We start from the raw sequence: 11,982 nt of genomic DNA on the forward strand, positions 1-11,982 counted from the left end.
CCGGGCGGGGCGAGACGTGTCCGCACCCGCCCGGCGGCTTCCGGACGGCCCGGCCCCCTGCCGGGGGGCGATGCCGCCCGGTCAGCCGTTCGGTGACGGGGACGCGACGGAGCCGGCAGCGGTGCCGTTGCGCGTACGGTGGGCGGCGCCGATGTGGGCGTACCAGTCGATGAGTTCGGGTCTGTCGACGCTGCCGGGGTCGACCACGGAGCGCTGGGCGTCTCCGCGCAGCAGACGTTTCACGGGGACTTCGAGTTTCTTGCCGGTGCGGGTGTGCGGTATGCCGGGGGCCTGGATGATCTCGTCGGGGACGTGGCGGGGGGAGGCGCCGTGGCGTATGGCGTCGCGGATCTTCTCGCTCAGCACGTCATCGACGTCGATGCCGTCGGTGGTGGTGACGAACAGCGGCATCCAGTAGCCGCCACTGTCCTGCTCGACCCCGACGACGAGGGCTTCCGCGATCTCCTCGAGCTGCTCCACCGGACCGTAGATGTCGCTGCTTCCCATGCGTATGCCGTGGCGGTTCAGCGTCGCGTCGGACCGGCCGTGCAGGATCACCGAGCCGTGGTCGGTGATGGTGATCCAGTCGCCGTGCCGCCATACCCCCGGGTAGACGTCGAAGTAGGCGCCGCGGTAGCGCGAGCAGCCGTCCGGGTCGTCCCAGAAGTACAGCGGCATCGACGGCATCGGCCGGAGCACCACCAGCTCCCCCACCTCGCCCCGCACCGGCCTGCCGTCCGGGCCGAAGGCTTCCACGGCCACGCCCAGGCAAGGGGCGGACAGCTCACCGGCCCAGACCGGCGTGGTGGGTGCGGCGCCGAGGAACGCGGTGACCACGTCGGTGCCACCACTGGTGCACACGACCTGTGTCCGTGACCCGAGTTCGCCGGCGACCCAGTGTTGCAGGTCGGCGGGGAACGCCGAGCCGGTGACCCCCAGGCGCTCGAGAGAGGCCGGATGGTGGTCGGCGAGCCGCACACCGGCCTTGCGGCACGCCGCCAGGTAGCCGGGGCTGGTGCCCAGGACGTTCACCTCCAGTCGGGCCGCGAGCCGCCAGAGCGCATCGATGCCGGGATAGGCAGGGCTGCCCTCGTAACAGACGGCCGTTGCGCCCAGTAGCAGGCCGGCCACCAGGACGTTCCACATCATCCAGCTCGGTGTGGTGTGCCAGAGCAAACGGTCCCCGGAGCGCAGGCCCAGGTGCAGGCCCAGGTTCTTGAGCTGCTCGAGCACGACCCCGCCGTGCCCGTGCACGATGCCCTTCGGCGGTCGTGCCCGAGGAGAACACGACCCACAGCGGGTGGTCGAACGGGACTGGTACGGGGGTCAGTTCGGCGTCGCGCCCGGTGAGCGCGGACCACGGGAGGGCACCGGGCACCGCCCCTGCCGCGTCCCCCACGGCGATGGTCGCCGTGAGGGTCGGCAGCGCGTCGCGCAGGGCTTCCACATCGGCGCGGCGGTCGATGTGCTTTCCGCCGTGGAGACAGCCGGTCGCGGCGATCAGCACGGTCGGCCGGAGCTGCGCCAACCGCGCTTCGGCCGCGGCGGCGGTGTAGTCCTGCCCGCACACCGCCCAGGTCGCGCCCAGACCGGCGGTGGCAAGGAAGGCCACGACGGCCTGCACGCCGTTGGGGAGGTACCCCACCACCCGGTCGCCCAGGCGCACGCCGAGTTCGGTGAGCGCCTGCGCGAGTGAGGCGACCTGACGCCGCAGTTCGTGCCAGGTGATGGCCACCGGGCCGGTGTCCTCGGTCACCGTGATGACGGCGGTGTCGGTGCCGGTCCGGTCGCGGAAGACTTCGGCCGTGTAGTTCAGCGTGCTGCCGGGAAACCACACGCCTCCCGGCAGCGCCTCGGCCGCCAGCGCGGGCCCCGCCGGGCGCTCGGGCAGACGGAAGTAGTCCCACACCGCCGCCCAGAAGCCGTTCACGTCGTCGACCGACCACGCCCACAGCGCGTGGTAGTCACCGCCCAGGTCACGTCCGGCGCGCGGCGAGGCGAACCGCGCGAAGTCGGTGATCCGGGAGTGTTCGACGGCCTGTGGCGTCGGGGTCCAGTCCGGCTGCTTCGTGCTCATCCGGCGTCCCCCTCCTTCGTGGCCTCGAGCAGTGCGACCGTCGTGTGCACCGCTTTCGCGGCCATGGCCTCCCCCAGAGGGAGGCCATGGGTGTCGGCGAGGGTGACGAACAGCCGGTTCCCGCCGTCTCCGCAGCACGCGATCGGCAGCAGCTCCCCAGTGTCCACCGAGGTGACCAGCTCGTTCTCCCGGACCAGGGCGACGGCGTGTCCGGTGGTGGTGGCCACCCAGACGCCGTCCTGTGTCGGCCAGATACCGTCCGGCCGGGCGTGGGTACCGACCAGATGGGCGAGGTCGGCGTAGGTGCGCCGGTCCGTGAGCGCCCCGTCGCCCGTGACGGTGAAGGCGGTCAGCCGTTGCCGGGTGGTCTCGGCGACGAGCAGGGTGCGACCGTCGTCGACGAGGGCCAGGCCGTTGGGGAACTCGACGTCTTCGGTGGCCACGCGCACCGACCCGTCCGCTGCGACGCGCACCAACCGGCCAGGCCGCGGCGGCTCACCGGCGTGCGCGGCGAAGCCGACATCGTCCACGTAGAGGTTGCCGTGCGGGTCACCGACCATGTCGCCGAGCGGGCCGGTGGCCACCGCGCTCAGGTCCGCGTAAGTGGCGAACTGCTCACCGGTCCACACTCCGATGCGCCGCTCATGCATCATGGCGCCGGCCAGCCGCCCGTCCGGCAGGAACCACAGGCCGTTGGGTACCGCGTCCAGCGGGATGCCCCGCCAGCGACCGTCGTGGTCGGTCCACAGTTTCCCGCCCTGGGTGTCGGACAGCCACAGCGCACCGCGCTGCCAGCGGGGGCCCTCCCCCCACCTCATCCCGGCCGCGTACTTCTTCACGCCACCGCCTCCTGTATCGATGCCGTCCGCGCCAAGTCGCGGGTGGCCTGCTCCAGTTCCGCCGTGTCGGTGGCCAGCGCGAAGGTGTAGCGGTCCGGACGGATGATCGCCGCGGCCGCCGAGTGGGCTGCCAGCCAGCGGTCGACGGCCGGTCCGGTCTCCGGGACGACCACGGCGTCCAGCCGGCGCCACATCTGCCGCACGTCCGCGGACACGGCGGAGGTCACCCCCGGGCTCCCGACAACGGTGAAGCCGTATCCGCTCGCATCGTCCAGCCTCTCCCCCCTCGCGCCGCGCGGCTGTGGGCTCAGCTGCCCGATGGCGCCGCCGGGCCGGGTGACCAGGCCCGGTCCCAGCAGCGGCCGGAACCTCTCGATCGTCTGCGTTCCGTTCGGCTCGGGAACCTCGCCCGTACCGAGCGCTTCGATCAGGTTGGACTGCCGGGCGGATTCCTCGATGTAGGGGCGCACGTGCGGGGCGCGCTCACTTTCGTAGGTGTCGAGCAGCGCTGAGGGGCTCTCGCCCTTCACGACGGCGGCGAGCTTCCATGCCAGGTTCGCGGCATCGCGCAGCCCGGAGCACATGCCCTGGCCGAGCATGGGCGGCATCTGGTGTGCGGCGTCGCCGGCGAGCAGCAGGCGGTCGGACCGCCAGCCGCGCACGAGCCGGGCGTGCCACTCGTAGGTGTCGGTGCGCATGATCCGGTAGCTGCCCGGTTCCAGCCAGCGGCTCAGCAGGTCGTACACCGACTGCGGTCGTTCGAGTTCCGCGGCGTCGTCCTCGTCGAGCAGCATGAACTCGAAGCGGAGCATCGGCGGGAAGATCGGCAGATAGGTCACGGGCCGTTCCCCCCGGCACAGGATGAATCCGCTGTCCGCTGGGAGTTGTGCGGGATGTTCGAAGGGGTGGATGTCGATGATGAGGGAACGCTGAGTCCCGTGAAGGTCCTCGACTTCAGCGTTCATCGCCTGCCGGACGAAGGAGTTGGCGCCGTCCGAGCCGACGGCGTAGCCGGCCGTGAGCGTGGTTTCGGCTCCGGTCGACCGGTCGAGCAGCGTCAGCCGCACCGATGTGTCATCTTGCTCCATCGCGCTGACCGTCCAGCCGAACCAGAGGTCCACGTTCGCGTCGGCCGCGAGCAGCCCCCGCAGCCGCGACTCGAAGTCCGGCTGGTGGAACTGGTAGTCGGTGCGCCAGCCCTGGTCCGACTCCTCCTCGGGCAGCATCTGCTGCAGGAAGGCCCGCCCGTCCTCCCGGTGCAGTGTCCAGGCGGTCTGGCGCAGGAACCGGTGTTCCATGTCCTGCGCGCCCAGGGTCTGCAGAAGGCGCATGATCTCGTCGTCGAGATGGGTGGCGCGCGGATGATGGCAGACGAGCCGGTTGGGGTCGATGGCGGCGACCCGCAGCCCCTTCATCGCCAGCAGCCGTGCGAGGGTCAGCCCCACCGGGCCGCAGCCGACGACGGCGACGTCGTAGGTGTCCATGGTGTGCTCTCTCATTGTGTTTGTCCGGCCGTCGGCTCCTTGGCGCGCGGCGAGGGAGCGGGACGGCCCTGATTCCGCGGTGCTCGTCCGCCGGCAGCCAGGGTGAGGGCCGCACCGAGGACGGCGGGGACGGCGAACAGGATGAAGTTCCAACGGGGTTGGAGGCCGGCCGCGAGAATCCAGCCGCCGAGCGTGGGGCCGGCGATGGCGCCGATGCGGCCCACTCCGAGCGCGACGCCCACCGCGCCGGCCCTCGCGGTCACCGGGTAGGAACGCGAGATATACACGTTGATCAGCCCCTGGACCCCGACCGCGCCGCAGCCGCCGACGATGACGATGGTGTAGAGCACCGGCAGCGGAAGCCGGGTGCTCATGGCGACGATCGCCGCGGCTCCGAGGACGAAGCAGGCCGTGATCGGCCCCCGTGATCCGGCACGGTCGGCCAGGAGCGACATGGCGAGCCCGACGACGAATCGGCCCGCGCCGAACAGCGACGGAACGGGGGCCACGGCGCAGGCGAACATCCCGGCGCTGACGGCCCCGATACTGATCAGCGTCGTGCGGCGCCGGCCGAACCGGTCGGTGAACTGGCCGACCAGCAAGGAGCCGACGAGCATGCCGATGGGGGTGAGGCTGCCGAGCAGGCCGACGAAGGCAATGGAGAGGTGCCAGGGACGGTAGTCCAGAAGCAGCGGTGTCGTCGCGCCGAAGGCGACAAGGTCGAAACCCTCCAGTGTCATCCCTGCCAGGCCGACGGCGGGTGCGGTGCCCGCCGGCGATGAAGGCCCCGGGGACGACCGGCCGCCCCGACGGGCGAACGCTGATGTGCTCAATGTTCCGGCTCCGATCTCGGCGCTCCCACCCGCCGCGACCGCTGACCGCGAACTGCGTGAAAGGGCGGAGTTACTTCTGTGCGGCGCGCCGACGGCGGGTCGGCTCGAGGAGGGGTGGTTCGGGCCTCATCGGTGTGAAGCGGACAGGGCGTGGGGCGGGGCCGCGTGTCCCGCCGCACTTCACGGTGTCGGGGACGCTCAGCCGTTGGCCGTGTGGGCACCGGTCATCAGCGCGGCCAGGTCCTCGGGGGCAAGGAACGACGGCGGAGGCGGAGGTCCCCAGGCATAGAGCGCCTGCAGGCCCTCGAAGGAGCGTGGCGTCCACAGCTGGTCGTCGACGATGCAGTCCATGTCGGCGTAGTACTCGCTGAAGTTGCCGGCCGGGTCCTTGAGGTACCAGAAGAAGTTCGACCCGATGTGGTGGCGGCCGAGCCCCCACACATGACGTTCCGGGTGCTCGGTGAGCATGCTCGTGGCGCCCCGGCCCACCTCGTCGACATCCGTCACCTGCCACGAGGTGTGGTGCAGGAAGTTCAGTGGCGCCTGCTGCACCAGGACGTTGTGGTGGTCGGTGGAGCAGCGCATGAACGCGGCCGTGCCGGGCACGACGTCGCTGACCTTGAAACCGAGCCCTTCGGTGAAGAACCGCTGGGTCGACTCCTGCTCCACCGAACCGATGACGACGTGGCCCAGGGCCAGGGGTCGGACCGGGTCGGTGCGGGAGAGCACGGGTGCCCGGGTGCCGGCGCGGTCCAGGCGTCCGGGGCCGTTGTACGGGGTGGCCGCGACGGTGACCCGGGTCAGCCGGGGTGCGACACGGACCTCGACCGATATACCGGCGATGGGTTCCCTGGTGCGCAGGGAGCCGGTGTCGCGTTCGCACGGCAGCTGGAGCCGGTCCAGGTTCGCGGCGATCCGGTCCAGGTCGTCGCCGTCGTCGGCGGCGACCGCCATCCCCAGCAGCCGCCGGACGGGAGAGTACTCGAGGAAGAACTGCTCACCGCCCTCGACGGTGGCGAACCGTCCGGGTGCCACCTGCTCGAGTCCGAAGTCGACGTAGTAGTCGGCCGCCTCGGCCACATCCGGCACTCCGACGGTGAGTGACTGAAGCCTGTGCAAAGCCATGGAGCGCCCCTCTCTCAGGCGGCGACGCAGGTCTGCCGGAGCTGTCCGATGCCCTCGATACGCGTGACGACCTCGTCTCCCGGCCGCAGGTAGCGCTGGGGAGTGCGGGCGTGTCCCACTCCTGAGGGGGTGCCGGTGAAGATCACGTCGCCCGGCAGCAGCGGGCACACCGCGGACAGCCGTGCGATCAGTTCCGGGACCGGGAAGATCATCGAAGAGGTGCGTGACTTCTGGACGCTCTCCCCGTTGACGAGGCACTCGATCGCAAGGTCGTCCGGATCGGCGAACTCGTCGGCCGTGACCAGCACCGGGCCGGTCGGCGCGAATCCGGGGAAGGATTTGCCGAGAGAGAACTGCGGCACGGGGCCCACGGACTGCACATCGCGCTCGGAGTAGTCCTGCCCCACGGTCAGCCCGGCCACATAGGACCAGGCGTCCCCTGCGGGAACGTGCTCCGCCCGGCGCCCCATCACCACCACCAGCTCGGCCTCCCAGTCAACGCGGCCACCGGGCAGCCGCAGCTGCGTGTCGGGGCCGGTGAGGGACGTGGCGAACTTGGTGAAGACCGACGGGGACTCAGGCGTCGCCAGGCCGGCCTCCTCGGCGTGGTCGCGGTAGTTCAGCCCGATCGCGAATACCTGCCGCGGTGTCGGCGAGACGCTGCCGTCCGGCCCCTCCGACGCCTGGACACCCGCGGCCTCCAGCTCAGCGGCCCAGGACCGGAAGGCGTCCCACTCCTCGAACACTGTCAGCGGATCAGCCGGGAACCGGCCTGCACTGGCCTGCTCGGCATCGATCACCGCTTCCCCGGTCACCAGGCACATCCGTCCTGCTCTGGTCGTCGTCCGCATAGCGCGCCGCCTCCGGTCTTCCTGCTTCTGGGATGACTGGAGTCAACGCCCTTCCCTGTCGACACGTCAAGAAAATCTCGAGATTTTTTTGGAATATCTAGGTGCGCTAGAATCTGCGACATGGCGACTACCGGCTCCATGACCCGCGCCGAGGAGATCTACCAGCGGCTGCGCGCGGACATCCTCAACGGACGACACGAACCCGGTTCACGTCTGCGGGTGGAGGCGCTGAAGGAGAAGTACGGCGCCAGCAGCGGGGTACTGCGGGAGGCACTGCCCCGGCTGGTCGGCCAGGGACTGGCGACCTTCGCGCCGCAACAGGGGTTCCGGGTCGTCACCGTCTCACCCGAGCGCCTGGAGGAGCTGACCGAGGCCCGCGTGTTCATCGAGACCCACCTTGTCCGGGAATCCGTCACCGCCGGCACCATCGAGTGGGAGTCCGATCTGCTCGCCGCGCACCACCATCTCGCTCGCGTTCCCGTCTTCGGCGACGCCGGCGAAATCAACGAACGCTGGCTGAACGCCCACGCCCGCTTCCATCGCGTCCTGCTGGAGGGATGCCCCAACCGACAGCTGCGGGACATCGCCACACAGCTGCGCGAGGCAGCGGAGGTCTACCGCTGCTGGGCCCGCACACCGACCGAGCACAGCAACCGCGATATCGCGGCAGAGCACAAGACCATCTGCGATCGCGCCATCGAACGGGACGTACCAGGCGTCGTCGAGGCGCTCAGCCGACACATCAACATCACCACGCACCTGCTGCTCAACGACTACGGGCGGCGCGAGGACGAAAGCAAGCAGGACCGCGGCCCCTCCTCCCCGTGAGGGCCGGGCTCGGAGTGCGGGAGCCCGGCACACCGGCCGGCTGACGGGGTCTTCCCGCGGAGACAGAACCCCCGGCGGGCGTGTGCGTTTCCGAACGGCGCGGCGCCGGACCGGTGAAGGGAAAGGCCGCTCCTCGCGACCGCCTTCCCTCGGACAACCGCTATAGAAGAGTCGGCTGTACAAGGGTCGGCGCCGACGGCGGGAAGTGTGCGGCACAGCTGGGTCATTGAGTCTGGTCGGCGGCGGCCTGCTGTCACTTCTGTACCAGGTGACTCGACGCCTTCTCGCCGTCCCGACGGTGCTTCTACGGCGGGACACCTCGAAGGAGGCCGAACTTCTCGTCCTGCGCCATGAAACCGCCGTGCTACGACGCCAACTACAAGGGCGAGTACGGTACGAACCCGCGGACCGCCTGTGGTTCGCCTCCCTGTCCAAGGTGGTGTTCTCGGTCGGCCCGTAGCCGATGCTGGCGGCGACCCGGATCTTCACGGTGGTAAACGCGGTGGCTGCTTGAAACCGTGAGGCCCGCAAGACCGGACGGATCGGCGGAGCGACGCTGGACGAAACCGAGCCGGCAAGCACAAACCGGGGTAGCCTGAAGAACGCCTCAAAACGCTATCCCCACAGGGGAACTCGTGGCAGTCAGCATGAGGCGTGATCACTGATCGTCGGCGAGTGCCAGGGCGATGTCCAGCTCGCGTTGTTTGGCCGGGGACAGGGCGCCGATCCGCTTGGTCAGCGACTCCTCGCTGACGGTCGTCCTCCAGGTGCAGAAGACTTTCCCGGCCCTGGGCAGCACCACTCGGACCACGCCGCTCTCCGCCAGGCCCTCCTCGGCTCCGAAGAAGACCTCGATGCCGATGAGCGCTTCGGGCCCGAACTCCTCGACCATCCGGCGTCGCTCGTCGGCATCGGCGGCTTGCTCGCCGGACATCCAGACGAATCCGAGCTTCTGCGCCGGGGTAACCGGTTCGACGATCTGCATGGCCGGGAATTCTGGCCCTGCGCCTCCCTGGAGCAGCACGACAGGTCGTTCCTCGTCAAACTGAGCCGACCAAACCTCGCCGCGTTCCACATGCCCTCCTCGCGTCCGGCCCGTATCAGCGCTACCCGCCCGGCTCGCGGGCACCATTCCAAGGTCTTGAAAATACATCGGTTACCGATGTCGCCACGAGGAAGCGTCAGGGCAGGGCCACTACCTGGGCGGCACAGGTGAGTCCCGCGCCGAAGCCCACGAGCAGCGCCGGATCGCCGCGGGAGAGCCCGCCCTGAGCCAGCAGGGCGTCCATGGCGAGCGGGACCGAGGCTGCCGAGGTGTTCCCCGCCCGTACGACGTCCCTGGCCACCGCGGTGTGCGGGGCGAGGCCCAGCGACCTGGCGACGGAGTCCACGATCCGGGCGTTGGCCTGGTGGGGGATGAAAGCGGCGAGGTCCGCGACGTCGAGCCCCGCCGCGTCGAGCGCCTGCCGGGAGATCTCCGGGACCGTCCGGGTCGCCCAGCGGAACACCTCCGGACCGGCCATTGTCAGGGTCGGCCACGGTCCGGATCCGTCACGGGTGTCCAGCCAGGAGCGGTCGTGGGCGATCACCCAGTGCTGAACTCCGTCGGACGCCCAGGCCACCGGGCCGAGGCCGGGTGTGTCGGACGGGCCCACGACGACCGCGCCGGCGCCGTCGCCGAAGAGGAAGGCGCTGCCCCGGTCCGCCGAATCGACGATGTCACTCATCCGCTCCGAGCCGATGACCACGACGAACCGGGCCTCGCCCGAGCGGACGACGGAGCCCGCCAGCGTCAGACCGTAGGAGAAGCCCGAACAGGCCGCGCCGACGTCCATGGCCGCCGCCTGGGTCCCCAGCAGGTGGGCGATACGCGGGGCCGCGGGCGGCACCTGCTCGAGAAAGGAGGTCGTGGCCAGCAGGACGAGGCCCACGTCGCCCGGGTCGGTACCGGCACAGGCCAGCGCCTTGCGGGCCGCTTCCGTGCCCATCGTGACGATGGTCTCGTCGGAGTCGGCAAAGTGCCGGGTGACGATGCCCGAGCGGCGGCGGATCCACTCGTCGCTCGAATCGATGCGCGCGCAGATCTCGTCGTTGGTCACGACCCGTGACGGCCGGTACGCGCCTACGCCATGGATCCTCGCGTGGGCAGAGCCCGCGGCGGTGCGAAGTCCCGCCATCACGCCTCCCCGCCGGACGAGACCAGGCGGACCAGTTCACCGTCTTGGTAGAGCGAGCGGCATGCCCGCCGCTGTACCTTGCCGCTGGAGGTCTTCGGCAGTTTGCCGCGGCGTATGACGACGATGTCGTCCGGTGTGATCCGCTGTTCCTCTCGTACGGCTTCGCGCACGCGCTCACGCAGGCCATCTGCGCCCAGGGTGCCGAGGACCCGTCCGCCGGTCTCCACGACCACCACAAGTCGTTCGCGCTCCCCGTCGTCGAGCGAAAAGGCGGCCGCGCAGTTGGGTTGCAGCCCCGGTACGGCGCGCTCGGCGGACAGTTCGATGTCCTGCGGGTAGTGGTTGCGGCCCCTGCGGATGATGACGTCCTTCATCCGGCCGGTGACGTACAGGTCGCCGTCGATCTGGAAGCCGAGGTCGCCGGTGCGCAGGTGCGGGGTGGCGTCATCGGTTTCGTCGTCGACGCGGGCACGGAAGGTGTCCTCGCTGACGGCGGGGCGGCCCCAGTAGCCGTCCGCGACGCACGGTCCGGAGATCCAGATCTCCCCCACCTGGCCCGGCGTGCAGGGCTGCCGGGTGACGGGGTCCACGATACGTACGTGAGTGCCGGCGACATCACGTCCGCTGCCGACCGCCGGGACGGCACTGTCGGTGCGTTCCCCGACGGGTTGCGCCCTGCCCTCCCGGAGTGCTTCGGCGGACAGCCACAGCACCATGGGCTCACGGTCCGCCCGGGTGCCGGTGGCCTTGAGGGTGTTTTCCGCGAGCCCGTAGGCGGGACACATGGCCATCGGGTCGAAGCCATGAGGGGCGAACGTGTCAGTGAAGGCCCGGACCACGCTCCACCGCACGGGCTCGGCGCCGTTGACGGCCACTCGCCAGCTCGCCAGGTCGCCCACGCCTGCGGTCATGCCGCTTTCCGCGGCCCGCACGCACAGTTCGTAGGCGAAGCTCGGTGCGGCCGAGTGGGTGCCGCCGAACCTGGATAGCGCCTCCAGCCAGCGTGCGGGTCGGCGGATGAAGGACTCAGGGGCCATCAGGTACGAGGGAATGCCCGCCCACAGCGGCAGGACGACACCGAACAGCATCCCCATGTCGTGGAAGAGCGGAAGCCAGTTCACCACGGTTCCGCGGGGCTCGCACGGCCAGAGTTCATCGGTTTCGACCACGTTGGCGAGGAAGTTCGCGTGGCTGACCATGACGCCCTTGGGGTGCCCGGTGGAACCGGACGTGTACTGGAGCAGCGCGATGTCCTGGGGGTCGGGCAAGCGTTCCGGCGTACTGGGGTCTCCTGTGTGGAGCGCGCCCGGGTCATCGGTGGCCACCAGGTCGAGCCCGTCGAGGGCGGGCAGGCCGGCGAAGCGCTCGCGCAGGTCGCGGATGACGTCGGTCGTGGTCAGGACGGTCGAGGTGCCGGCGTCGTCAGCGATACGGCGTAGCCGCTCCACCTCGGCGCGACGACGTGGCAGCTGGACCGGGGCGCCCGCCACCCGGCCGTACATGCAGCCGAGCAACGTCCGCACGAACTCCAGGCCCGAGGGATACATGAGGACAGCGTTGCGGCCTGTGAGCCCCGCGGCGCTGAGCGTCGTGGCCCGGCGACACGCCGCCTCGTGGAGTTCCCCGTAGGTCAGCGACTCCGTGGCGTCCTCGCCGTCCTTCAGGAAGACATAAGCGGTTCTGTCCGGCTGCCGCTCGCCACGGTGCCACAGGGCATCGGGAAGAGTACGGAAGTCGACATGTGGTACCGGCCGGGCCGTGGTCACGT

10 protein-coding genes and 1 pseudogene are annotated in these 11,982 nt (G+C 70.2%); 2 read left to right on the plus strand and 9 right to left on the minus strand.

Going from position 1 to position 11,982, the window contains the following annotated elements; all coding sequences use genetic code 11:
- Nucleotides 1-81 precede the first annotated feature (81 nt).
- The 6 genes and pseudogenes from CGL27_RS09575 to CGL27_RS09600 form a co-directional block, all read right to left on the minus strand.
- A pseudogene (locus CGL27_RS09575) lies at nt 82-2,077 on the minus strand (acetoacetate--CoA ligase).
- A complete protein-coding gene (locus tag CGL27_RS09580; protein WP_119985935.1) occupies nt 2,074-2,916 on the minus strand; it encodes an SMP-30/gluconolactonase/LRE family protein in 843 nt (280 codons plus the stop codon). Before CGL27_RS09580 ends, CGL27_RS09575 begins: the two are co-directional and overlap by 4 nt.
- Nucleotides 2,913-4,400: a bifunctional 3-(3-hydroxy-phenyl)propionate/3-hydroxycinnamic acid hydroxylase gene (locus CGL27_RS09585; RefSeq protein WP_162952930.1), complete on the minus strand. Its 1,488-nt coding sequence runs from the start codon at nt 4,398-4,400 to the stop codon at nt 2,913-2,915. Before CGL27_RS09585 ends, CGL27_RS09580 begins: the two co-directional genes overlap by 4 nt.
- Before the next feature lie 11 nt (nt 4,401-4,411).
- On the minus strand, nt 4,412-5,140 hold the full coding sequence (locus CGL27_RS09590; protein ID WP_240450428.1) for an MFS transporter: 729 nt from the start codon (nt 5,138-5,140) through the stop codon (nt 4,412-4,414).
- A gap of 291 nt (nt 5,141-5,431) precedes the next feature.
- Nucleotides 5,432-6,358 carry a VOC family protein gene (locus CGL27_RS09595; RefSeq protein WP_119985941.1) on the minus strand — a complete coding sequence of 309 codons (927 nt, stop codon included), beginning with the start codon at nt 6,356-6,358 and terminating at the stop codon, nt 5,432-5,434.
- 14 nt (nt 6,359-6,372) lie between these two features.
- Nucleotides 6,373-7,209, minus strand: a complete 837-nt coding sequence (locus tag CGL27_RS09600; RefSeq protein WP_119985943.1) for a fumarylacetoacetate hydrolase family protein — start codon at nt 7,207-7,209, stop codon at nt 6,373-6,375.
- A 120-nt stretch (nt 7,210-7,329) separates the two neighbouring features.
- Between CGL27_RS09600 and CGL27_RS09605 the strand changes: the two genes are divergently transcribed.
- Both CGL27_RS09605 and CGL27_RS09610 read left to right on the plus strand, forming a co-directional pair.
- Nucleotides 7,330-8,037 carry a GntR family transcriptional regulator gene (locus tag CGL27_RS09605; protein WP_078644723.1) on the plus strand — a complete coding sequence of 236 codons (708 nt, stop codon included), beginning with the start codon at nt 7,330-7,332 and terminating at the stop codon, nt 8,035-8,037.
- Between the two features lie 268 nt (nt 8,038-8,305).
- Nucleotides 8,306-8,497, plus strand: a complete 192-nt coding sequence (locus CGL27_RS09610; protein WP_346345729.1) for a hypothetical protein — start codon at nt 8,306-8,308, stop codon at nt 8,495-8,497.
- A gap of 198 nt (nt 8,498-8,695) precedes the next feature.
- Here CGL27_RS09610 and CGL27_RS09615 read toward each other — a convergent pair whose 3' ends face one another.
- The 3 genes from CGL27_RS09615 to CGL27_RS09625 all read right to left on the minus strand — a co-directional run bounded on the left by CGL27_RS09615 (nt 8,696) and on the right by CGL27_RS09625 (nt 11,980).
- The gene (locus CGL27_RS09615) at nt 8,696-9,022 is read right to left on the minus strand and encodes a type II toxin-antitoxin system PemK/MazF family toxin (protein ID WP_237299334.1); all 327 of its coding nucleotides are present in this window, start codon (nt 9,020-9,022) and stop codon (nt 8,696-8,698) included.
- Between the two features lie 196 nt (nt 9,023-9,218).
- On the minus strand, nt 9,219-10,214 hold the full coding sequence (locus CGL27_RS09620; RefSeq protein ID WP_119985945.1) for a beta-ketoacyl-ACP synthase III: 996 nt from the start codon (nt 10,212-10,214) through the stop codon (nt 9,219-9,221).
- Nucleotides 10,214-11,980 (minus strand): fatty acyl-AMP ligase, encoded by a 1,767-nt coding sequence (locus CGL27_RS09625; protein WP_119985947.1) that lies wholly within the window; start codon nt 11,978-11,980, stop codon nt 10,214-10,216. Before CGL27_RS09625 ends, CGL27_RS09620 begins: the two co-directional genes overlap by 1 nt.
- Between the last annotated feature and the right edge of the window lie 2 nt (nt 11,981-11,982).

Source organism: Streptomyces sp. 11-1-2, assembly GCF_003595545.1.
Lineage (GTDB): Bacteria > Actinomycetota > Actinomycetes > Streptomycetales > Streptomycetaceae > Streptomyces > Streptomyces hygroscopicus_B.